The organism is Flavobacterium sp. (assembly GCF_027490375.1).
Lineage (GTDB): Bacteria > Bacteroidota > Bacteroidia > Flavobacteriales > Flavobacteriaceae > Flavobacterium.
The window spans coordinates 70721-92714 of record NZ_JAIXYH010000040.1 but is presented as its reverse complement, the minus strand read 5'-3'; the positions used below and the strand labels follow the sequence as shown (position 1 = coordinate 92714).

General features: G+C 41.1%; 19 protein-coding genes and 1 tRNA gene. 4 read left to right on the top strand and 16 right to left on the bottom strand.

Features of this window, described 5'->3' with window-relative positions:
- The first annotated feature begins 359 nt into the window (after window positions 1–359).
- The 3 genes from Q0064_RS04915 to Q0064_RS04905 all read left to right on the top strand — a co-directional run bounded on the left by Q0064_RS04915 (window position 360) and on the right by Q0064_RS04905 (window position 2638).
- Window positions 360–1496, top strand: coding sequence for a 1-acyl-sn-glycerol-3-phosphate acyltransferase (locus Q0064_RS04915; RefSeq protein WP_298145150.1), 1137 nt, complete (start codon window positions 360–362; stop codon window positions 1494–1496).
- Window positions 1480–2526: an asparaginase gene (locus Q0064_RS04910; protein WP_298145146.1), complete on the top strand. Its 1047-nt coding sequence runs from the start codon at window positions 1480–1482 to the stop codon at window positions 2524–2526. The genes Q0064_RS04915 and Q0064_RS04910 overlap by 17 nt, the downstream gene beginning before the upstream one ends.
- Before the next feature lie 25 nt (window positions 2527–2551).
- Window positions 2552–2638: transfer RNA gene (locus Q0064_RS04905), tRNA-Ser, on the top strand.
- A gap of 947 nt (window positions 2639–3585) precedes the next feature.
- On the opposite strand, the gene rpmA is transcribed toward Q0064_RS04905, so the two are convergent.
- Both rpmA and rplU read right to left on the bottom strand, forming a co-directional pair.
- Window positions 3586–3846, bottom strand: a complete 261-nt coding sequence (gene rpmA / locus Q0064_RS04900) for a 50S ribosomal protein L27 (protein WP_094485044.1) — start codon at window positions 3844–3846, stop codon at window positions 3586–3588.
- A gap of 22 nt (window positions 3847–3868) precedes the next feature.
- A complete protein-coding gene (gene rplU, locus Q0064_RS04895) occupies window positions 3869–4285 on the bottom strand; it encodes a 50S ribosomal protein L21 (RefSeq protein ID WP_298145142.1) in 417 nt (138 codons plus the stop codon).
- 142 nt (window positions 4286–4427) lie between these two features.
- Between rplU and Q0064_RS04890 the strand changes: the two genes are divergently transcribed.
- Window positions 4428–5192 carry a TatD family hydrolase gene (locus tag Q0064_RS04890; protein ID WP_298145139.1) on the top strand — a complete coding sequence of 255 codons (765 nt, stop codon included), beginning with the start codon at window positions 4428–4430 and terminating at the stop codon, window positions 5190–5192.
- Window positions 5193–5374: 182 nt separating this feature from the next.
- Here the strand turns inward: Q0064_RS04890 and Q0064_RS04885 are convergent, their stop codons facing one another.
- From Q0064_RS04885 to Q0064_RS04820, 14 genes are all read right to left on the bottom strand, one after another.
- Window positions 5375–5656, bottom strand: coding sequence for a F0F1 ATP synthase subunit epsilon (locus Q0064_RS04885; protein ID WP_298145136.1), 282 nt, complete (start codon window positions 5654–5656; stop codon window positions 5375–5377).
- A gap of 11 nt (window positions 5657–5667) precedes the next feature.
- Window positions 5668–7179, bottom strand: a complete 1512-nt coding sequence (gene atpD / locus Q0064_RS04880) for a F0F1 ATP synthase subunit beta (RefSeq protein WP_298145134.1) — start codon at window positions 7177–7179, stop codon at window positions 5668–5670.
- Between the two features lie 222 nt (window positions 7180–7401).
- Window positions 7402–9180, bottom strand: a complete 1779-nt coding sequence (locus Q0064_RS04875) for a T9SS type A sorting domain-containing protein (protein ID WP_298145131.1) — start codon at window positions 9178–9180, stop codon at window positions 7402–7404.
- Between the two features lie 149 nt (window positions 9181–9329).
- The gene (locus tag Q0064_RS04870; RefSeq protein WP_298145129.1) at window positions 9330–11138 is read right to left on the bottom strand and encodes a T9SS type A sorting domain-containing protein; all 1809 of its coding nucleotides are present in this window, start codon (window positions 11136–11138) and stop codon (window positions 9330–9332) included.
- 465 nt (window positions 11139–11603) lie between these two features.
- Window positions 11604–13073: an SGNH/GDSL hydrolase family protein gene (locus Q0064_RS04865; protein ID WP_298145126.1), complete on the bottom strand. Its 1470-nt coding sequence runs from the start codon at window positions 13071–13073 to the stop codon at window positions 11604–11606.
- Between the two features lie 17 nt (window positions 13074–13090).
- Window positions 13091–15883 (bottom strand): carboxypeptidase-like regulatory domain-containing protein, encoded by a 2793-nt coding sequence (locus Q0064_RS04860; RefSeq protein ID WP_298145123.1) that lies wholly within the window; start codon window positions 15881–15883, stop codon window positions 13091–13093.
- A 425-nt stretch (window positions 15884–16308) separates the two neighbouring features.
- Window positions 16309–17166 carry an ATP synthase F1 subunit gamma gene (gene atpG / locus Q0064_RS04855; RefSeq protein ID WP_298145120.1) on the bottom strand — a complete coding sequence of 286 codons (858 nt, stop codon included), beginning with the start codon at window positions 17164–17166 and terminating at the stop codon, window positions 16309–16311.
- Window positions 17167–17193: 27 nt separating this feature from the next.
- Window positions 17194–18771, bottom strand: a complete 1578-nt coding sequence (gene atpA, locus Q0064_RS04850; RefSeq protein WP_298145118.1) for a F0F1 ATP synthase subunit alpha — start codon at window positions 18769–18771, stop codon at window positions 17194–17196.
- A gap of 17 nt (window positions 18772–18788) precedes the next feature.
- The gene (gene atpH / locus Q0064_RS04845; protein ID WP_298145115.1) at window positions 18789–19322 is read right to left on the bottom strand and encodes an ATP synthase F1 subunit delta; all 534 of its coding nucleotides are present in this window, start codon (window positions 19320–19322) and stop codon (window positions 18789–18791) included.
- Between the two features lie 2 nt (window positions 19323–19324).
- Window positions 19325–19825 carry a F0F1 ATP synthase subunit B gene (locus tag Q0064_RS04840; protein ID WP_298145112.1) on the bottom strand — a complete coding sequence of 167 codons (501 nt, stop codon included), beginning with the start codon at window positions 19823–19825 and terminating at the stop codon, window positions 19325–19327.
- A 69-nt stretch (window positions 19826–19894) separates the two neighbouring features.
- Entirely contained in the window at window positions 19895–20086 is a 192-nt protein-coding gene (gene atpE, locus Q0064_RS04835; protein ID WP_008255642.1) for an ATP synthase F0 subunit C, read from the bottom strand.
- Window positions 20087–20118: 32 nt separating this feature from the next.
- Window positions 20119–21270, bottom strand: a complete 1152-nt coding sequence (gene atpB, locus Q0064_RS04830) for a F0F1 ATP synthase subunit A (RefSeq protein ID WP_298145109.1) — start codon at window positions 21268–21270, stop codon at window positions 20119–20121.
- Window positions 21271–21378: 108 nt separating this feature from the next.
- A complete protein-coding gene (locus tag Q0064_RS04825) occupies window positions 21379–21765 on the bottom strand; it encodes a hypothetical protein (RefSeq protein ID WP_298145106.1) in 387 nt (128 codons plus the stop codon).
- The gene (locus tag Q0064_RS04820) at window positions 21765–21983 is read right to left on the bottom strand and encodes an AtpZ/AtpI family protein (protein ID WP_298145103.1); all 219 of its coding nucleotides are present in this window, start codon (window positions 21981–21983) and stop codon (window positions 21765–21767) included. The genes Q0064_RS04825 and Q0064_RS04820 overlap by 1 nt, the downstream gene beginning before the upstream one ends.
- Window positions 21984–21994: the final 11 nt, after the last annotated feature.

Sequence of the window (21994 nt, the reverse complement as noted above, 5' to 3'; positions counted from 1 at the left end):
AAAATTACAAGTTAATGACACTTGTATGTTTTTGACGAAGAAATATAGAAGCGATTGCTTTGCACGATTTTGGGTTTGGGAGGCCAATCCGTTAGCGATTGAAGCGGCAGCACCGATTGTTGGCGGCGTTGGCGGAAGTGGCTGAAAACGGCGACACCGAGAGCCCGTTGAAAGCCCCTGACGCCCGCTGCCGGTAATTGGTGCTAAAGCGGAAAGCGCGGCGGCGCCTAACAGAACGTTGGTTGGGAAGAAGTTTGCTGCGCCGCAACGGCCAAAAAATTCGAACACGCGAATTAACGCTTAGGTAAACGGCTTTCGGTTAAATTTTCGTTCTTTTGTGCCGACACAATTTGAGAATAATGCAAAAATTTGACGCCATTAGACCTTATTACGATACGGAGATTAATGCCGCTATTTGCGAGGTATTGCATCATCCGATGATGAAGGCTTTGATGAATTTTACGTTTCCAGACGTTGCCGACGAGGTGTGGAAAGAGCAGTTGAAGAAAACGCATAGTATTCGCGATTTTCAGTGCAATTTTATTTACCATTCGGTGCAACAAGTGCTGCGAAACAGCGCTGAAGGATTGAGTACCTCGGGATTTGAAAAGCTCGAACCCAATACGGCATATTTGTTTATTTCGAATCACCGCGACATTATTCTAGACACTTCGCTGCTAAATGCTGCCTTGTTTGAACATGGTTTAGTGATGACGGCTTCGGCGATTGGGGATAATTTAGTGAAGAAGTCGTTTTTGAAATCGCTTTCGCGGATGAACCGAAACTTTTTGGTACAACGCGGTTTGCCGCCACGCGAATTGCTGCAAAGCTCGAAATTAATGTCGGAATACATTGCACGTTTACTGCGCAGAGAAAATCGTTCGGTTTGGATTGCCCAACGCGAAGGACGCACCAAAGACGGCAACGACGCTACTCATCCGGGCGTTTTAAAGATGTTGGCGATGGGTGCAGGCGACGATCATCAGCTGCACTATTTCAAGAAAGCACGAATTGTTCCTGTGGCTATTTCGTACGAGTACGACCCGACCGACGCATTGAAAATGCCGCAATTACTGGCCGAAGCCAACAATGAAAAGTATATAAAAGAAAAGAACGAAGATTTTATGACCTTGCTTAGCGGCATTATGGGTCAGAAGAAACGCATTCACATACATATCGGAAAAACTTTGGATACAGAGATCGACGATATTCTGGCAGAAACCGATAATACTAACAAGCAAATTCAGGCATTGGCGCAAAAAATCGACGATTCGATTATTAGCAATTACCGCTTGTGGCCGACCAATTTTATTGCGTACGATTTGCTGAATCAGTCGGCTGCATTTACACACAAATACACCGATAGTGAGAAGCAGCTGTTTGAACGTCGTTTGGAATTGCGTATTGATGCTAACGATCCGAACCAGCTACAGAGTTTCTTAGCCATGTACGCCAACCCTGTTTTCAATAAATTGAAGTATGGAACCATCGAATAAAGCGCGTATTTTATTGATTTATACCGGTGGAACGATTGGTATGGTTAAGGATTTTGAAACCAAAGCCCTGAAAGCCTTTAATTTTAAAAAGCTTTTGCAGCGCATACCGGAATTGAAACAGTTGGATTGCGATATTGAAACGATTTCGTTTGAAACTCCGATTGATTCGTCGAATATGAATCCGGCGCAGTGGATCAGCATGGCCGAAATTATTGAAAGCAATTACGAGCAATTCGACGGATTTGTGGTTTTACACGGGTCGGACACTATGTCGTACTCGGCTTCGGCTTTGAGTTTTATGCTAGAACATTTACAAAAGCCGGTAGTTTTTACAGGTTCGCAACTACCGATTGGGGATTTGCGCACGGATGCTAAGGAGAATTTAATTACGGCCATTCAAATTGCCTCGCAGTTGGAAGAAGGCAGACCGGTTGTTCGCGAGGTGTGTTTGTATTTTGAATACAAATTATATCGAGGCAACCGAACTACGAAAGTGAATGCCGAGCATTTTAAAGCCTTTACATCGCCTAATTACCCAGCGCTGGCAGAGAGTGGCGTTCATCTAAATATCGTCCACGAGAACTTGCTTAGACGCGATTTGACGGGTGCTCCCTTCAAGGTCCGTAAATTATTGGATTCGCATATTGCCATTATCAAGATGTTTCCGGGCATAAACGCAACGGTTTTGAATGCGATATTAGAGATTAGAGATTTAAAAGCAATCGTTTTAGAAACCTACGGTGCGGGCAATGCTCCGAGCGAGGCGTGGTTTATCGATTTATTGAAACAAGCCATCAGACGCGGCTTACACATCGTAAATGTTACGCAGTGTATTGCCGGGAGTGTACAAATGGGTCAGTACGAAACCAGTAGTGCATTAAAGGAAATTGGCGTGATTTCGGGTAAGGATATTACGACAGAGGCGGCCGTTTGCAAGTTGATGTTTTTGTTGGGTAACGAAACGGAGTTTGCCGATTTTAAAACGGCTTTTGAAACGCCAATTTGCGGGGAAATGACTTTTAGTTCGTAAGAAAAAGTATATTTGCTGCAGAAATAGAGAGGTGTCCGAGTGGTTGAAGGAGCAAGCCTGGAAAGTTTGTATGTGGGTAACTGCATCGAGGGTTCGAATCCCTTCCTCTCTGCGAGTAGTAAAAAAAGCCGACGGTAGTCGGTTTTTTTATTTCCCAATCCCAAGCTCGAGCTCTGCTCGAAGGCTTGAGATTGGGAAATAAAAAGTAGCGGCGATAGCTGCGTTTTTTGTGCTACTCGGGCACAGACCCCATTTTGGGATCACATTTATGTAATCGCTGTGTCTTTGCTCGAAGGCTTGAGATTGGGAAGTAAAAAGTAGCGGCGATAGCTGCGTTTTTTATGCTACTCGACCACGAACCCCATTTCGGGATCTCATTTATGTAATCCCTGTGTCTTTGCTCGAAGGCATTGATTCTGCGGATTTCAAATCTGTGCTTTCGGATCGAAGATGTCGTTTAAAAAACATTATAACTAGAATGATAGAGTTGCAACTACACGGTTAGCACGTTCCCCGCAATAACGACTGCAACGGAAACCAAAACGCCTGAAAATGCCTAAAACCTGAACTCGATTAAAAATCTCTGTCAGATCGCGGTTTCACAATACATTGAGATTTAGACTAACACAAAATCTGTGTAAATCGCGGCCGCTAAACATTTAAACGGTCGCTTACTTCGTTGCATTTATTTGCGATACTACAGTATCCCAAATAAAGTGCGCCTTGTAATCAACCATTTAAATATTTTCTGACTTTAACTTTTAAACCGAGTTCAGGTTTACAAAAACCCAAGCGAAAAAGCGACCTCAGAAGCTTTTTGGCGACCCGTTTTTGTGCTTTTTCGGGCGTTTTGTTGCAGTGAAAGGCGTGACGATGCGGCGCGACAAATTTCCAGCAAACGTTTGCCGCAGCGGATTGCCCAGAAACCAAGTACCTCAACCCAAATCTCTAATCTTTTAATCTTTCAATCTCGAAATCTCTTAATCTCGAAATCTCTTAATCTCCCAAAAAAAAACCCAATCAATACTGATTGGGTTTGTCTTTTGAAATCTCGTTTAATTATGCCTCGAAAGGAATGATTGAAACGTACGACTTGTTGTCTTTTTTCTTTTGGAACTTTACAACACCATCAACTTGTGCGTGTAATGTGTGATCTTTAGAGATGTACACATTTGCACCTGGATTGTGTTTAGAACCGCGTTGTCTTACGATAATGTTACCTGCAGTTGCTGCCTGGCCACCAAAAATTTTCACGCCTAAACGCTTACTTTCTGATTCTCTACCGTTTTTCGAACTACCGACACCTTTCTTGTGAGCCATCGTTTATAGGTTTTAAATATTATTACTCTTCAGTTGTTTCTTCTTTTTTAGCTTTTTGCGCTTTCTTTGGCGCTTCAGCCTCATCAGCTACAGGAGCAGCTTCTTTTTTAGCAGCTTTCTTAACAGCTCCTAAAGTAATGCCCTCAATAACAATCTGTGTTAACGATTGTCTGTGACCATTTTTCTTTTTGAAACCTTTTCTGCGTTTCTTTTTGAAAACAATTACCTTGTCTCCTTTTAAGTGTTGTAACACTTTGGCTTCTACTGAAGCACCTTCTACAGCCGGGGCGCCTAAAGTGATTGTACCGTTATCGTCAACTAAAAGAACTTTATCGAAAGTAACTTTCGAACCTTCCTCAGTTGCCAATCTGTGTACATAAACCTTTAAGTCTTTGCTTACTTTAAATTGTTGCCCTGCTATCTCTACGATTGCGTACATAACAATGTGTTTATGAAATTGTTTATAAAATGTCGGCAAATATACAACTTTCTACTTTTCAACCAACTAAACTTTATGCAATTCTTTCAAATACGTGCATTCGCTTTTTATAGGCTATTTTTGCAGCACTTATCGCACGAGCATGTTAATTGATACGCACATTCATCTTTACAGTCAAGAATATGAAAATCAACGATCTGAATTGATTGAACAAGCCTTTTCTTCCGGTGTTTCGCAGTTTGTCTTACCCGCAATCGACGCTTCCTCGCACGCAGGAATGAAACGTCTGAAGCAATTGTATCCCGAACACGTTTCGCTAATGATGGGCTTACATCCGTGTTACGTGAAAGAAAATTACCGCGAAGAACTCGCCATCGTTTTCTCCGAATTGCAACAGGGCGGCTACGTGGCCGTGGGCGAAATTGGCGTGGATTTGTACTGGGATAAGTCGACACTCAACTGGCAGCTCGAGGCGTTTCGCACGCAGATCGATTGGGCTTTAGAATTCGATTTGCCCATAAACATTCATTGCCGCGAAGCGTTTAACGAAATTTTCGAGGTTTTAGAATCGTATCGAAATCGCGGTTTGCACGGCATTTTCCACTGTTTTACTGGCGATCTTCAGCAGGCGCAACAAGCCGTTGATTTAGGTTTGAAGTTGGGAATTGGCGGTGTGGCCACGTTTAAGAACGGAAAAATTGATCAGTTCTTAGCTGAAATACCTTTGTCGGAAATAGTACTGGAAACTGATGGGCCGTATTTAGCGCCTGTTCCGCATCGTGGTAAACGCAACGATCCAGCTTTTTTACGCTTAATTGCTGAAAAGCTCGCATTTATTTATGCGCTTTCTTTGGAGGAAATTGCATCCATAACAACTCAAAATGCGCGTGCGGTTTATAGGCTTTGATAGACATGAAGCTCAGTTGCTTGAATGCCGTTTATAATCAGCGTAAAACTATATTCCAAACCTGGGTTAAATAGGCACAAAGAAGTCGTGTTAAAGTATAAATAGCCGAAAATCCAGTGCGGTGTAGACACAAAAAAAGCCGCGATTTCTCACGGCTTTGGTATTTGACGAACGTTGAGGTTTTAGTCGACTAAGATTATAACCTTGTTGTTGTTCATTTCGATTGTTCCGCTGTTGATTTGCAAACCAAGTGTTTGCGCGTCTAACTTCGTGACTTTTGATTCTGCTTCTTTTGAAAGTGCAAAACTAGGCGCGGCGATTTTTACCTGCCCGCTTTGCAACACGGCTACGATTGGCGCGTGGTTATTCAAAATCTGAAACGAACCATCGACACCTGGAAGCGTAACTGAATTTGCTTCGCCGGTGAATAATGTAGCTTCAGGAGATACGATTTCTATATGCATGAATCTATAGATTAAGCTTCTGCAAGCATTTTTTGACCCGCTTCGATTACGTCTTCGATAGTTCCTTTCAAGTTGAAAGCAGCTTCTGGAAGGTGATCGAGCTCGCCATCGATAATCATGTTAAATCCTTTGATGGTGTCTTTGATATCCACCAAAACTCCAGGAATACCGGTAAACTGCTCAGCTACGTGGAACGGTTGTGACAAGAAACGTTGTACACGACGCGCTCTCGAAACTGCCAATTTATCTTCTTCTGAAAGTTCTTCCATACCAAGAATCGCGATAATGTCTTGCAATTGCTTGTACTTCTGAAGAATCTCTTTTACGCGTTGTGCACAGTTGTAGTGCTCATCGCCAAGGATATGTGGAGTAAGGATACGCGATGTAGAATCTAGTGGATCTACCGCTGGATAAATACCTAACTCGGCAATTTTACGAGACAATACCGTAGTTGCATCTAAGTGTGCAAAGGTAGTTGCCGGTGCCGGGTCGGTTAAGTCATCCGCAGGTACGTAAACCGCTTGTACCGATGTAATAGAACCTTTATTTGTAGAAGTGATACGCTCTTGCATAGCACCCATTTCAGTGGCTAACGTTGGTTGGTAACCTACCGCTGATGGCATACGTCCAAGAAGTGCCGATACCTCAGAACCTGCTTGTGTAAAACGGAAGATGTTATCAACGAAGAAAAGAACGTCTTTACCTTGATCTGTTCCGGCACCATCGCGGAAATACTCAGCGATTGATAATCCAGATAGGGCAACACGTGCACGAGCTCCAGGTGGTTCGTTCATCTGACCGAACACGAATGTTGCTTTTGATTCGCGCATGCCTACTTTATCTACTTTGCTCAAATCCCAACCTCCATTTTCCATAGAGTGCATGAATTCTTCACCGTATTTGATAATTCCAGACTCAAGCATCTCGCGCAGTAAGTCGTTTCCTTCACGTGTACGCTCACCTACACCAGCAAACACAGATAAACCACCGTGTCCTTTTGCGATGTTGTTGATTAACTCTTGAATCAATACTGTTTTACCAACACCTGCACCACCGAACAAACCGATTTTTCCACCTTTTGCATAAGGCTCGATAAGGTCGATAACTTTAATACCGGTGAAAAGCACTTCAGATGAAGTTGATAGATCTTCGAATTTTGGTGCTGCTCTGTGAATTGGCATTCCGTTAGCACCTTCTTTTGGCAAGTTTCCAAGACCGTCGATTGCATCTCCGATAACGTTAAATAAACGTCCGTAGATGTCTTGTCCGATTGGCATTTGAATTGGCGCGCCAGTTCCTACTACTTCGTAACCACGGCTCAAACCGTCGGTAGAATCCATCGAAATGGTTCTAACGGTATTTTCACCAATGTGGGATTGAACTTCTAACACCAAAACGGTACCATCTTTTTTAGTGATTTCGAGTGAGTCGTAGATTTTTGGCAACTCAACATCTTTCCCGCTGAACGCAACGTCGACAACTGGTCCGATAATCTGGGCAACTTTACCTATTACTTTAGACATACTTAAGTATTAATTTTTAGTCTGTTATGTTCGAAAAAAGAAGGCGCAATTGCCCTAAATTTTCGAGTGCAAAGATAATTTTTTAAAATACATAATCAACAATAGTTGCATAAAAAAACGAATCGTTTTTGGCAATTTATTAAAGAATGATTTGAAATGTCGGAAATACGCACAAAAAAACCGCCGATGTTGGTCGGCGGTTTGTCGGTAAGCGGTCGCTTTTTAATTTTTTACAATCCATTTTTTGACTACCGCAGTATTATCAGTAGCTACTTTCACAAAATAAACACCACTAGAAAGGCCATCAAGCTGCACGCGCAGTTCTTCGTTTTGGGTTGTACTTTCGTAGATTGTTTTTCCTGATATGTCAAAAATCGTCACATTCGCTGAATTGATTACGTTGGAGGGCAAACGGATAATCGTATTCCCAGCACTGGGATTAGGTATCATTTCAAAGGACAGCTCTTGATTTTCGTTGGTGGACAGTGGAATTGGTGTTAAATAACCGATGAAAATATTAAAATTGGTTTCTGAACTACTTGGATCAAAAAGGGTTAGATTGGGTTGCATTGCGCCCGTTGTTGCTAAACCTGTGATACTATTTGATTCACCGACAACGAATACATTTTCGCCGAATGGATGGGCAATCATTGCAATTTCAGTATTATTTCCGCCATAATACGTGCCCCAAATTTTCTGACCTGTTTCGTCGAACTTTGCTAAAAATCCGTCAAGAGTTCCATTTAGAGACGTCTGAAATGCTTGGCCTTGAGCAACGTTTGCATTCAAACCAACCGTTCCGCTGAAAATTAAATTGTTTTCATTATCGATTTTTACGTGTCCTGAATTAGAAGCTGTTGCGCCTGTCTGATTGAAAGTTGTTCCGTTAAAAGTTCCCCAGATTCTTTCTCCCAGCTCGTTAAATCTCACCAGAAAAGGAGTAAGCAAATCAACACTTGGAGTTTCTTGAAAGGTATCAGATGTGGCGAGTGCTTGATCTAAACCTTGGCCTGCAAAGTAAATGGCATTGTTTCTTACATCAATTGAACGATCTGATACTAAGTCGAGTGAATTACCGCCATAATATGTACTCCAAAGGCGTTGGCCATTGGTGTCAAACTTAGTTAGAAATAAATCTTGACAACTAGCTCTAGTCGGCTGAAAAGCATTAGGTGTAGCATAATAGGTGTTTGGAATATTATCTGGCACGCATTCTCTTATCTGGCCACTTAGATAAACTGCTTCCTCGTTAGCCTTAATTGCAGTGAGCTGATTGTTTTCGTTAAAACCATGATAAGTTGACCACTGTGGGATGCCATCATTTGAAAACTTTACAATTAAAAAATTTGCATTTTCCTTTGTGGGTTGAAAAGTATTGGCAGTTCCCATGTTGGAACTCGTTGTTTCACAAAAAGCATAAAAATGATTAGCTCCGTCGTGCGCGAGTTGAATTCGATTAGAATCTATTCCCATCGATAAGGTAAGAAAAAGACTGCTGCCGTCGTTTCCATTTCCGCCGTAATAAGTACTCCATTGCAACAATCCTTCTTCATTGAATTTTGCAACAAATAGGTCGTTCAATGCGCTCTTATTAGTTTGAAAAGCCGTTGCCGTTGCAATCTGTGTTTCACTATCCGTGAAGCCGGCTACATATATGTTATTGCTGTTATCAAAATCGATACAAGAAACTACGTCATCGCCAACTCCGCCAAAATAAGTAATGTATAACAGTTGACCTTGGTTGTTGAATTTTGCAATAAATCCGTCGGAAAAACCGCCGCCGTAATTAGATTGGTAAACATCAGACGCAAACACGGGCGCTGTATCGACGTTACTGGTTATCAATCCTACTAAATATAAATTTCCAGCCCTATCAACAACTGAATCTTCGAGTTTGTAACGCTCATCACCAAAATAGGTTCCCCATACACGCTGCAAGGATTGTTGCTGAGAAAAACACAGCAGTGGAGCAAGTAAGGTGTAAAAAACAATTTTTTTCATGAATGTAGGACTAAGAATTGTAGCTGAGAACTTTTGGAATTTTCGAACAGCGGGTAGTTAACCATACGCGCAGCTGTTAAAACCTTTGCAAAAAAGTCTGCATAAATTCGATTGAAAGTACTTGCGCTACTGAAAATTCGTTTTCTATTTTATTGAACAACTAATTTTGAAACCTGGCTTGTATTTTTTGATTTAACTACTACCATATATATTCCTCGTGCAATACCTTGTAAGTTAATGACAGTATTTTGTTCAGTAGCATGTTGGTTAAAAATTTGTTTACCCGTGAGATCAAATATGCTGATTTCGAAAGGCAATTGTTCACTACTTACCGAAGCGAGCGTGAATGCTCCTGTGCTTGGGTTGGGAAAAATTTCAAAAGTTAACTCATGATTGTCTGCAACAGACAAAGGTATAGGGATAAAATAAGCGATAAAAATGTTTTTTTTTAGCGTGGTACTCTCATCAAAAAGGATCAAATTTTCTTGAAGCGCGCCGGAAGTAGAGAGGCCGTCTGTACTCAACGAGCTTCCGACCAAAAAGACATTTTCGCCATAGGAGTGTGCAATTGCTCTGAGCTCAAAATTGCTTCCTCCGTAATAGGTACCCCATAATTTCTGACCTGTACTAGTGAACTTTGCCATATAAGCATCGTTTATTCCATATAAATCCTCTTGCCAAGCTTGTGCCGATGAGATGTTCGCGTTTAAGCCGATTGTGCCACTTAAGAGTATATTTCCATTTAGGTCGGCTTCAACAGCTGTGTTATTTGATAAATAAGTTTCTGCTTGATTTTGACTAAGTCCGTTAAATGAAGCCCAAACGCGCTCGCCCTCACTGGTGAACTTTGCTAAAAATGGCGAAGATACTTGCCCTGATTGCGATTGAAATGTCCCTGCCGTAGCTAGCATGGAGCTTGAGCCTATACCAGAAAAGTAAACATGTCCATCTACAATACTCAGAGCATTATCTGAGGTCAATTCGGAACTTGTTCCACCATAATACGTGCTCCAAAGTCGCTGTCCGGTAGTATCAAATTTCGAAAGAAAGGTATCTCTACAACTACCTTTTACCTCCTGAAAAGCGTTGGCTGTACCAAAATAGTTGTTTGGTATTTGACCTGGTGTACATTCGTTGATTACTCCGCTAACATAAACGGCATCATTACCTGATTTTAATGAGTTCGCCTGATTTTGAAGATTTATTCCATAATAAGTACTCCAAACTAAAAAACCCGTTTCTGAAAATTTTGCGATTAAATAATTAGAATTTTCCTTGTTTGGCTGAAAGGTATCATCAGTACCTAAATCTTGGCTATTGGTCTGTAACAACAAATAGCAATGAGATTCTTTATCGTGCGATATGTGCGTCCGTTTTGTTGAAACACCTGTCGATAAGATGGTGTTAAGTCCTTCCCCATCGTCTCCTTCACCACCAAAATAGGTCGACCAAACTAGAGAACCACTCTCATTGAATTTTGCAACAAATAAATCGGTTCCAAGGCTTTTCACTTGCTGATAGGATCCTTGAGTGGCTATTTGCGTTTCACTTGTAGTAAAACCCGAAATATAAACATTATTATTAGGGTCCACATCAATAGCCGACAAACCGTCTATTCCCTCTCCGCCAAAATAACTGCATGTGATTAAGGAACCTTCCGCGCTAAATTTTGCTATAAACCCATCTGATTCACCGCCCCCAAAATTAGCTTGATACGCGTTTGTGTTGAATGTAGGTGCAGAATTTTTGTTGCCAATAAAGACACCTACAATGTATAAATTACCCGAATTATCTACCCGAGAATCTTGCAAATAAAACCGCTCATCACCGAAGTACGTTCCCCAAACACGGGTTACATTTTGAGATTGCGCCAGAGCCAGGTAAAGTCCCAAATAAAAAAAAGAAGTGAACGCATAGAGCAATTTAACTTGGGTATATTTTTTTGTTTTTCTCTCCATTGTTTATTCTTTAGATGGGCGATTCGCGGGTTATAAAAACTTTTGTTGTACCCTTTGCCGCAGTGAAATCATTCTTGAAAAAAGTAGAACTAGCTGAACGTTACTTGATAGGAAAAAAGCTTACAATACACTAGCCTGACGTATTTACAACTACAGTTCTAAATTTTCGAGTAAACACTCCTTTAAATATTAATGCTTTAAAAAAAAATAGTTTTATTATTATTTTTTAGAATACTTCTCAACCGTTTTTTTTTACGAACATAAAGTTAGCTATTATTATCGGTGAGTAATTGTTAATTTTTAAATTTTAAGATTTAAAAAAGAACGTGCAGTTATCAAAAACAAGCACCTTTTAGAAGAGTTAACCTCCATTTAAGAAAATATAGCTTGTTAAAGCAAAACCTTCACTATTGAGAATAAAAAAACCGCCGATGTTGGTCGGCGGTTGATTAAATTCTAGTTTTTTTAGTTTCCGGAACCAAACGGTATTTGTGGTCCGTACAAGATATTATAATCACCCATTTTTACATTAGGAATGTTCGAACCGTATTTGGTATTTATAGCATCTAAGAAAAGATTGGCGATAAATGCATATCCACGTGGCCCGGGATGAATACCGTCTAATGAGAACGTATTTCCTGTTACATAATCGCTGCGAAGAGTAAAACCATCGCGCACGATCCCAGTTGTTTTCAATTGCTCTAAGATTCCGCGGACATCCACTAAAGCTAAACCTTTGGCTGTTGCAATTTGTTCGATTGCGGCATTGTAAGCATCGGTGGCAGTCTTGATTTCTGCCACTTCATCTTTAGTTAGAACCCACTGATCTGCCAACGGGACAGAAACCCCATTGATTTGCTGTGGATTATTGTTAACCGCTGTACCGATTACCGCACGAGCTGGTAAAACAATAAAATCTTCGTTAGTAGCCTGACGAATCGATGGAATACCAAAGGAGGTCAAGTTTGTTAAGTAACTATCTGTTAACAACACGGCATTATTATTCCCAGCAGTATAGCTTATTGTTCTTCTTTGTGCCTCTGCTTGTGAAATTAAACCATTAGTTGCTGCAAACTGCAAGCCAGCATTGTATGCTCCAAAAGCTTGTGCACTCATTAAGGTTGCTGCTGTTTGTGCATTTAAAGGAACCGGATTATGAGGTACAGTAGTAAAGTAGGGAAGTGCATTTATGTAAGGTAAATTTGCAACTACACCTTTTGCACCACCTGCTGTAAGTGCATCAACAAGGTTAGAATAGGTTGCGGCAAATACCGTTGGATCGGTAATGTCGCTCTGACCATAAGTAGCAGGATTTAGGTTACCTGTTTGATTCGTACCGGTACCTCCTGAGGTTGCAAAACCCAAAACGTCATTGCCGCCAATCCAAAGAGAAAAGAATGTTGGTGATTGCGCTATAGCATCGCCCAAAACTGTTGCTGTTGCAGAAGAATCAAATCGACCAAAATACGGATTCAATTGTCCGTAACCGGGTGCCACTAAATGGAAACTCTTTGCCCCAGGAACACCAAGATTGTTGAAAGCTCCCGAAAGTTGATCCGTAATTTGAGTGCTAGCAATTCCAGCTAAAGAAACTGGAGTTGTCCCGTTAAGTACCAATCGGGTACCAAATCCAGGAACTTGCGATCCACCTAAACTAAATCCTCCAATATCATCTAACATAAAGGGAGTCGTAAATGCGCCTCCGCCTGCAAGAGTGAATTGCTCCGCTAGAATGTTAGGATATGCATTTTCTTGTCCGGATTTAAATAAAGCTCCGTCACTAAATCCTGCTGCAAATGAGTCGCCTAAAGCCACGTATTTTGCAAAATTGGCTTCACCCGGGGTAATTACTACTACCTCTTCGGTAGTATCGTCTTCGCTACAAGCGGTAAGCGCTAATGCAGCTACAAACAAATATTTAAAACTTTTAATCATAATAACTTATTTTAGAATTATGGATTGATTGTAACTGAAGCATACCACTGCTTACCGATTTCTCCCGCACCGATTACCTGGATATAGTCGCTTCCGAAAAGATTCGTGCCACCTACTTTTAGTACAGCTTTCAGGCTTGGGATCGCGTAATTGATTTGTGCATCAAACACTGTGTTTTCTGGAACCATACCATCAGCAAATGAAGACTGCCATAAGTATTCACTATTCCATCTTACATTCATATTGAAACCAAAGTTTTTAAATGCTTTTGGATTGCCAAACGAACCTTTGATTCTGTGCTTTGGTGTATTAAATCCAGGGATAAAACTTGGGTCTTCTGCTTGATCAAACTCAAATTGTGCATGGTTATAATTCACACCTATTTCATAATCTTTATAGATCTTTTTGCTAGCACCAATACCAAAACCTAGCGAAGTAACTTCTGTTTTTGAATTGGTATACACTTGGAATACGCGACGGTCGCCGTTGATAAGTGCTAAAAGCGATTGGCTAGTAGGTCCTAAATCTGTAACGGAACCATATAACGGAGTAATTACACGAGCTTGATTCAAGAAGTCATTATAAATGTTGTAATAACCGTTGATATCAATCGCAAAATCATCACCAACTACTGTACGATAGCCTAATTCAAAAGCAGTTACGCGTTCTGGTTTTACTAAATCTACGTTAGCTACCTGCAAAACGGAAACGTCGCCCGTTGCCGAAAACTGCTGCACAGATGCAAGCGTGAACGAATTATTGTAGGCATCGTTACCGTCTAAAGTAACTGTAGCTGGCTGTCCAGCTGCTTGACCCGCAGCACTTACTGTACGCGTTTCGGTATATCGATTTAAGTTGTCTGGAGCAGATCCGATTAATGCAAACGGACCTAAATCTAAACCGATATACTGATCTTGAGTTGTTGGGTTTCTGAAACCAGTTTGATAAGACAAGCGGAAATTGTGCTTTTTGGTGGCGCCCGCAGAATACACAAACGCTACACGTGGCGAAACAAACCCATCAAAATTCTGGCTCTTATCATAGCGAACCGAACCGGTAAATTTCAAACGCTCCTCTTTCAATAATTTTTTGCTAAATTGGGTGTAAGCACCGTACTCGTCGTAGGTGATTGGGCCGTCAAAATCGGTAAAGATGGTTCCGTTTGAATTCATCTCATATCTTCTAAAAGAACCTCCTACCATCAATTCACCAAATTTGATCATGTCTTTGAAGTTGTAATTCAAATCACTGTGATACAATTTAGATTGATCTTGGAATTTTGCACCTGTCGTTAAATTTGGATCTGCAGTAACACGTGCTAAAGCCTCATTGAACTCAGATGATCCCGGTAAAAAACGTCCTGAATCTGCTGTAGCTCTACCGGCAGCATGAGCCTGTGCTGGTGTAGCACCCGCTAACGTACTTTGAATGTAAGCTCCAGCGTATTGCCCAAACCATACATTATCCGCTTTCCAAGCGCGGTTAACATTCCATGCTGCAAATCGCATATCGTACGAATCTCCAGCATCTTCAGTGGTCATGTATGCACGCCAGAAGAAATTATTTGCTTTTACTTCTATTTTCGTCTGACTCATTTCAAAGTTTCGAAGTGCATAGCGGTTAGCTCCTTGGTAAACGGTGTTACCGAAACCGAGTTTGTGTTGTAAAATGATCTCAAAGTCGTTTTTAAACGGTCTGAAATGCAAAGAGAAATCGGCCTTAACACTCTTAATGTCCGAGTCATTCAAATCGCGCTCTTCATATCCTGTTCGCGCCACATTGTAGCTTGGCAACAAGTTAACAGCTGCGGGCGAAATAACACCAAGTGCCGCTAAAGAACGACCAACGTCTTTAATGTTTGTTGAAACCTCATCGCCGTACAAGTTTAGTCCGTCGTAATTTGGATTCGGATCAAGGCTCTGCAAATTTGTTCCTACATCACGACGATCGTTTGCGATCCACTCTGTAGCCTCCATATAAGAAACATTAGCTTTCGCTGCAAACCAGTCGGTAAATACGTAAGCGGCGCGAATTCCAAAATCAAAAAACGGGTTGATTCCAGCCGCATCTTGAATTGTTTCGCCTCGCTTATAATAAGCACTAATACCCGGAGAATTAAACGGATTCTTGCTATTCATAAACATAATACCATTGAAAGCGTTTGCTCCATATAGTGCCGACGACGCTCCAGGAAGTAATTCCACGCTAGCAACGTCGATATCACTTACCCCAATTAGGTTTCCTAAAACAAAGTTCAAGGCCGGAGATGAGTTGTCCATACCATCTACCAATTGCAAGAATCGCGTGTTCGCAACCGTCGCAAAACCGCGTGTGTTAATCGATTTAAACGATAGGGAGCTCGTATTAAAGTGAACTTCTTTCAAGTTCTCCAAGCCGTCGTAAAAAGTGGCAGCAGTTGTAGCTTTAATATCAGCTGAACTCATGCGCTCTACCGTAACAGGCGACTCTAAAATTCGCTCCGGCGTTCTGGAGGCAGATACTACAACTTCATTGAGCAACGTTTCCTCCTCTATCAAACGTACTGTTACTTTATTTCCAGCAACACTCACGGTTTGTGAGGTAAATCCTACCATACTCACCGTAATTTGAAAAGGCGGCTTCTTCGAAGTGGTCAACGAAAAACTTCCGCTTTCATCCGTAACTGTGCTCGATTCGTTGTCTACTACCGAAATCGTAGCTCCTGGCAGAGGCAAGCCATTTGCATCTGTCACTTTTCCTGTAACGGTGTTTTGCGCAACAGCAAGACCCACCGAAAAGAACAAAGACAGCACTAAAAAGTACACTTTCATTTGGTTCATTTTTGTTAGTTTATAATGCCAAAGTACAAATAATTTCAAATCCTCATAATTTTCCGAACTATTATTTTCACGATTCGCAAAAAGTTTTACAAAATTTTCAGATTTCACCATATCATCACAAATTAATGATTTCTTAACAATCAGAGGAGGTTTTGTTAAATCATTGTAAAATGTTGAGGGTTTTTGAGATTTAGTTAGAATCTTGTTAAACTTTTGGGCGTGCCCCTCGGTTTTTGTGTGTGCTAAAAGACGTAAGTGCAACCTCGGGTCGTGCCCTCCGCTGTATCTTTTATTCGGCCTAAAGGCACTCACAAAAGGATGCCGCTGCGGTCACTCACGCGGAAAATCGTTCACAAATCCACAAAAAAAAGCTGCATCATTACAATGCAGCTTTATAAATCTAAAACTATTTTTTATTATCCTTTCAAAGCCTCTGCTCCACCAACAATCTCTAAAATCTCGTTAGTAATCGCCGCCTGACGTGCTTTGTTGTATGTTAACTTCAATTGGTTTCGAAGTTCAGTAGCATTGTCAGTTGCTTTGTGCATAGCTGTCATACGTGCGCCGTGCTCTGCAGCAAACGAATCGCGAATTGCTTTGTACAATTGTGTTTTTAAGCTTTTCGGAATCAAGGTTTCGATGATGCTCTCTTTCTCTGGCTCGAACAAGTAATCAACCGAATTGTTCTGTTTTGCACCAGAAGAAACGAGTGGCAAAAACTGCTCCGTGCGCACTATTTGCGTAGCTGCATTCTTAAATTGGTTGTACACCAATTCCACGCGATCGTAATCGCCAGCAGCATAAAAAGCCATAATTTCTTCGGCAATCTGTGCTACATTGTCGAAAGTGAGTTGGTCAAAAACCTGACTCTTGTTTGCAACAACCGAACTGTTTTTCGACAATACGTCGTTTCCTTTCTTGCCAATCGCAAAAACAGCAACTTGCTTACCGCTGTAAAAATCTATACGATTTTTTACTTCTTTAATAACGTTTGTATTAAAGGCGCCGCACAAACCTCTGTTCGACGTAATGGCAACTACCAACACGCGTTTTACATCGCGCTGTGTTGTGTACACACCATTATCACCATCTTCGATACTTGCCGAAAGGTTTTGCAACAACTCCGTTAGCTTTTCAGCATACGGACGCATAGCCGTAATAGCATCTTGCGCTTTCTTAAGCTTTGCCGCAGAAACCATCTTCATCGCCGACGTAATTTGCATCGTCGATGAAACCGAGGTTATCCTGTTGCGTATTTCTTTAAGATTTGCCATTTAGAATTGTTCGTTTTACCGGTTTTCTTAGTTATACTTCGCAGCGATTTCTTTAGCGGCAGCTTCCAATACATCGGTAATGCTGTCGTCTAATTTACCCGCTTTCAAAGCATCTAATGTAGCGCGGTGCTTGTTATTCAAATAGTCTAAATAATCTTTTTCAAACTCTTTTACTTTGTTCACAGGAACATTTCTCAATAAGTTTTTAGAACCTGCATAGATAATTGCAACCTGATCTTCAACAGTAAACGGACTGTTCAAACCTTGCTTCAAGATTTCAACGTTTCTACGTCCTTTTTCGATTACGTTTAACGTTACAGCATCCAAATCCGATCCGAATTTCGCGAAAGCTTCCAATTCACGGAACTGCGCTTGATCCAGTTTTAACGTACCCGATACTTTCTTCATCGATTTAATTTGAGCGTTACCACCTACACGCGATACCGAAATACCTACGTTAATAGCCGGACGAACACCCGAGTTAAATAAATCTGATTCCAAGAAAATCTGCCCGTCGGTAATCGAAATTACGTTAGTTGGGATGTACGCAGAAACGTCGCCCGCTTGTGTTTCGATAATTGGTAAAGCCGTTAACGAACCACCACCTTTAACGATTGGTTTAAGTGATTCTGGTAAATCGTTCATGTTTTTTGCAATCGAATCGTCGGCAATTACTTTTGCCGCACGCTCTAACAAACGTGAGTGCAAGTAGAAAACGTCTCCAGGGTACGCCTCACGTCCTGGTGGACGTCTTAGCAAAAGAGATACCTCACGATAAGCAACCGCTTGTTTCGACAAATCATCGTATACGATCAACGCCGGACGACCTGTATCGCGGAAGTACTCGCCAATAGCGGCACCCGCAAATGGTGCATAAACTTGCATTGGAGCTGGATCAGAAGCATTAGCTGCTACGATGATGGTATAAGCCATTGCACCTTTTTCCTCCAAGGTTTTCGCAATACCTGCAACGGTTGAAGCTTTCTGACCTACAGCTACGTAGATACAAAATACAGGTTGTCCTGCATCGTAAAATTCTTTTTGATTCAAGATGGTATCGATACAAACAGTCGACTTACCTGTCTGACGGTCGCCAATAACCAACTCACGTTGACCACGACCTACTGGAATCATCGCATCAACAGCTTTGATACCTGTTTGTAAAGGCTCGGTAACTGGCTGACGGAAAATTACACCTGGCGCTTTACGCTCAAGTGGCATTTCGTATAATTGTCCACCGATTGGTCCTTTACCATCGATTGGCTGTCCGAGTGTATTCACCACACGACCAACCATTTCTTCACCTACGCGAAGCGAAGCAATTCTTTGAGTTCTCTTAACAGTAGAACCTTCTTTAATACCCGTTGAAGGACCCAAAAGTACCACCCCAACATTATCTTCTTCTAGGTTAAGTACGATGGCCTCGAGACCGTTTTCGAACTGTACTAATTCGCCATATTGCGCATTAGACAACCCGTACACACGGGCAATACCGTCTCCTACTTCAATTACAGACCCTACTTCTTCCAAAGTAGCACCTGATTCGAAGCCTTCAACTTGTTTTCTAAGAATTGCTGATATTTCAGCAGCATTAATTTCTGCCATAACTTATTATTGAATAATTAGTTGCTAAGTTCTCTTTTTAAATTTTGAATGCGTTGTGCAACGGAAGCGTTGAACTGCTTGTCGCCTATGCGTAAGATGAATCCTCCGATGATTGAAGGATCTACAATATTTTTCAGGGTTACTTTTGCCGAAGTAAGTGCTTTCACACTATTTAAAACAGCAGTTTCCAAGGCTGCATCTAGAGGTTGCGCCGTAGTTACCAATGCTGTTTCGATACCATTTCTTTGATCGTTAAGCTGTAAATAAGCTGTTGCGATATCTCCCAAAATTGCGAAACGCTTGTTTTCGAGGAGTAATCTGAAAACGTTCTTCGTGGTACCGCTCGTATTCGAAAAGATTGCTTCAAGCGCACTTAACTTATTTGCACCTGGAAGCACGGGATTGGTTAAGAAATTCGAAAGCTCGGCGTTTGCGTGCAAGGTATCTGCAATAGATTGCATATCGACAGCAACCGCGTCGGCTTCGTTTTTATCTAATGCAATATCTAGAATTGCTTTAGCGTATCTCAAACCTGCTCTTGATACAGACATTATTAGTTAGCTTTTACTTCAGTTAGTAATTTCTCGATAAGCTTTGTTTGTGCTGCTTTATCGGTAAGTTCTTGCTTCACCAATTTTTCAGCGATTTCGATAGACAAAGCTGAAACTTGATTTTTAAGCTCGGCCATAGCGGCATTTTTCTCAGCAGCAATAGCGGATTTCGCTTGTTCGATCATGCGAGCACCTTCTGCTTGAGCGTCTTGTTTTGAATCAGCGATCATCTTTTCACGCATTTCACGAGCTTCTTTTAAAAGTGCATCGCGCTCGATACGGGCTTCTTGTAAGATACGCTCGTTATCGGCTTGCAACAACTGCATTTCTTTACGAGCATTCTCTGCAGATTGCAACGCATTTTTAATACCTTCTTCACGCTGATTAACCGCATCGAGAATGGGTTTCCAAGCGAATTTTCTGAGAAGTAAAATTAATCCTACAAAAATGATTACTTGCCAAAAGAACAAGCCTAATTCAAACTGATTTATTAATTTTTCCATGTTGGGTGATTAATTCTAATTTAAACCTTTGTTAAAACCAACCGTTCTAACAAAGGTTAGATTGTTTAATTAAGCCGCGAAAAGTGCAGCGAAACCAATACCTTCAATAAGAGCTGCTGCGATAAGCATAGCTGTTTGAATTTTACCTGAAGCTTCAGGCTGACGAGCGATAGCATCCATAGCTGACCCACCAATTTTACCGATACCTAAACCAGCACCGATTACGATCAAACCTGCTCCTACAATAGTTGGAATTTGCATAAAATGTATATTAAAATTAAACGTTCAAATTATTAGTGATGACCTTCTTCGTGATGATGTTCTTCCACTGCTGCTCCGAAATAAAGGGCAGACAACATGGTGAAGATATATGCTTGTAGAAAGGCAACCAAAATTTCAAGAATAGACAATACAAAAGCTAGAGCCAACGAGAGCGAACTTCCGATCCAACTTTTGAAAATAAACATTAATCCGATGATCGACATTAATACGATGTGACCCGCAAAAATGTTTGCATAGAGCCGGATCATTAATGAAAACGGTTTAATAACTACTCCCAACAATTCAATTGGCGCTAAGACAATTCGCATTGCATAAGGCACACCTGGCATCCAGAAGATATGTCCCCAATAGTATTTATTAGCTGTAAGATTGGTAATTAGGAACGTTAAAATTGCTAGGGAAAAAGTGATAGTGATGTTACCCGTCACATTAATTCCCAGAGGAGTTAATCCAAATAAATTCAAGAAGAGAATGAAGAAAAATATGGTTAACAAATAGCCCATATACTTCCTGTGGTGTTTATGACCAATATTTGGAATTGCAATCTCATCGCGAACGTATAATACTAGCGGCTCAAAAATTCTTCCTGCACCGGCTGCAACGCCGCCGTTTCTTGCGTAAGATTTCGCTAAAGAACGAAACAGCAAGAACATAATCAACGCTACGAGTATTATCGACAATACACTTTTAGTGATTGAAAAATCTAAAGGTCGTTCATTCGTGATATGCCCTGTAGCATCTTCGTTCAAAGTGCCTTTCGCGTCAGTTTTATAAATCTTTCCGTCGTGATGACCGATCGCGTAGTAATTTCCGTTCGATTCAGCGACAGCATGTCCGTGATCAAATTTTGCAGAAGAAAAGATATGAACCCCATTATCCCACAATATCACCGGCAAAGGAAAACCGAAATGCGTCCCAGCTTCATCGTCTGAAAACAATGTGAAGTCATGCGAATCTAGAACGTGGTGATTGATGTGGGCTTTGATTTCTGATTTGATATCGCCGCTTTCATGATGTTCGCCTTTTGCAGCATGTGCTTCTGGAGCCTCGCTGTGATTGGCTTCACTTGTTTTAATAGTGTCGTTAACAGAAGTAGCCACAGCAGTAAAGCTGCAAGCTATTGCTAATAAAACTGATAGGATTGGTTTTTTAAAAATAACCATACGTTTTGGAACAAATTTTAAGGGTTCTCAAATTTGGCGCAAAGGTACATTATTTATTAGAACGACAAACGCTTTAAAAATTATTTTTTGTGCTGATAAAGTAAGCTTTCAGTCTTTTTTTTGTTTATTGTTCAATAATCTGTAAGTAAAATAAACCTCAATTGCCAAAAATAAAAGAAAACCGCTGTAACCCATTTGAATAGCAAGGGTTTCGTTTATCTGCTCCCGCGCGAATTTAATTACCACAAAAGCAGGAATCATTTTTACTGTGGTTACTGCCAGAAAGCTCATGCCCGTTTGATCAAAGTTTTTCTGAGATACCAATAAAACGATACTCATACAAATTGCCGCGGCTAACACAAAAAAAGCCAAATACTGCCAAACAACGATTTCCACTTCTGCGAAAGCTACACTGTGGTACCCGAGCAGTACGCTCCAAGCAGCCGCCGTTAAAAGAATAGCAATCCCTAGTGATTTAAATAAAAGTGACTTCATCAGCTGTTTAAATCTTTCAATTTTCTGAATACGGAATAAAATGCGAGTGCTATTCCGACCAATAAGAAGATTACGTGATAATCGGCCGGACTCTCCGGATATTGCTGGTTTACATACTCGCCTAACTTATGACCCGCAAAAATCCAAGCAAACATTTCGATTCCCATGGTCGAGAGCAAAAGCCATTTATTGGGATTGTTATTTGAATTCTGCTGCATTTTGAAAGTAT

What these genes read in the sequence shown, in the direction of transcription:
- Q0064_RS04915 (WP_298145150.1), top strand. Translation starts at nt 360, where the DNA reads ATGCAAAAATTTGACGCCATTAGACCTTATTACGATACGGAGATTAAT.
- Q0064_RS04910 (WP_298145146.1), top strand. Translation starts at nt 1,480, where the DNA reads ATGGAACCATCGAATAAAGCGCGTATTTTATTGATTTATACCGGTGGA.
- rpmA (WP_094485044.1), bottom strand. Translation starts at nt 3,846, where the DNA reads ATGGCTCACAAGAAAGGTGTCGGTAGTTCGAAAAACGGTAGAGAATCA.
- rplU (WP_298145142.1), bottom strand. Translation starts at nt 4,285, where the DNA reads ATGTACGCAATCGTAGAGATAGCAGGGCAACAATTTAAAGTAAGCAAA.
- Q0064_RS04890 (WP_298145139.1), top strand. Translation starts at nt 4,428, where the DNA reads ATGTTAATTGATACGCACATTCATCTTTACAGTCAAGAATATGAAAAT.
- Q0064_RS04885 (WP_298145136.1), bottom strand. Translation starts at nt 5,656, where the DNA reads ATGCATATAGAAATCGTATCTCCTGAAGCTACATTATTCACCGGCGAA.
- atpD (WP_298145134.1), bottom strand. Translation starts at nt 7,179, where the DNA reads ATGTCTAAAGTAATAGGTAAAGTTGCCCAGATTATCGGACCAGTTGTC.
- Q0064_RS04875 (WP_298145131.1), bottom strand. Translation starts at nt 9,180, where the DNA reads ATGAAAAAAATTGTTTTTTACACCTTACTTGCTCCACTGCTGTGTTTT.
- Q0064_RS04870 (WP_298145129.1), bottom strand. Translation starts at nt 11,138, where the DNA reads ATGGAGAGAAAAACAAAAAAATATACCCAAGTTAAATTGCTCTATGCG.
- Q0064_RS04865 (WP_298145126.1), bottom strand. Translation starts at nt 13,073, where the DNA reads ATGATTAAAAGTTTTAAATATTTGTTTGTAGCTGCATTAGCGCTTACC.
- Q0064_RS04860 (WP_298145123.1), bottom strand. Translation starts at nt 15,883, where the DNA reads ATGAAAGTGTACTTTTTAGTGCTGTCTTTGTTCTTTTCGGTGGGTCTT.
- atpG (WP_298145120.1), bottom strand. Translation starts at nt 17,166, where the DNA reads ATGGCAAATCTTAAAGAAATACGCAACAGGATAACCTCGGTTTCATCG.
- atpA (WP_298145118.1), bottom strand. Translation starts at nt 18,771, where the DNA reads ATGGCAGAAATTAATGCTGCTGAAATATCAGCAATTCTTAGAAAACAA.
- atpH (WP_298145115.1), bottom strand. Translation starts at nt 19,322, where the DNA reads ATGTCTGTATCAAGAGCAGGTTTGAGATACGCTAAAGCAATTCTAGAT.
- Q0064_RS04840 (WP_298145112.1), bottom strand. Translation starts at nt 19,825, where the DNA reads ATGGAAAAATTAATAAATCAGTTTGAATTAGGCTTGTTCTTTTGGCAA.
- atpE (WP_008255642.1), bottom strand. Translation starts at nt 20,086, where the DNA reads ATGCAAATTCCAACTATTGTAGGAGCAGGTTTGATCGTAATCGGTGCT.
- atpB (WP_298145109.1), bottom strand. Translation starts at nt 21,270, where the DNA reads ATGGTTATTTTTAAAAAACCAATCCTATCAGTTTTATTAGCAATAGCT.
- Q0064_RS04825 (WP_298145106.1), bottom strand. Translation starts at nt 21,765, where the DNA reads ATGAAGTCACTTTTATTTAAATCACTAGGGATTGCTATTCTTTTAACG.
- Q0064_RS04820 (WP_298145103.1), bottom strand. Translation starts at nt 21,983, where the DNA reads ATGCAGCAGAATTCAAATAACAATCCCAATAAATGGCTTTTGCTCTCG.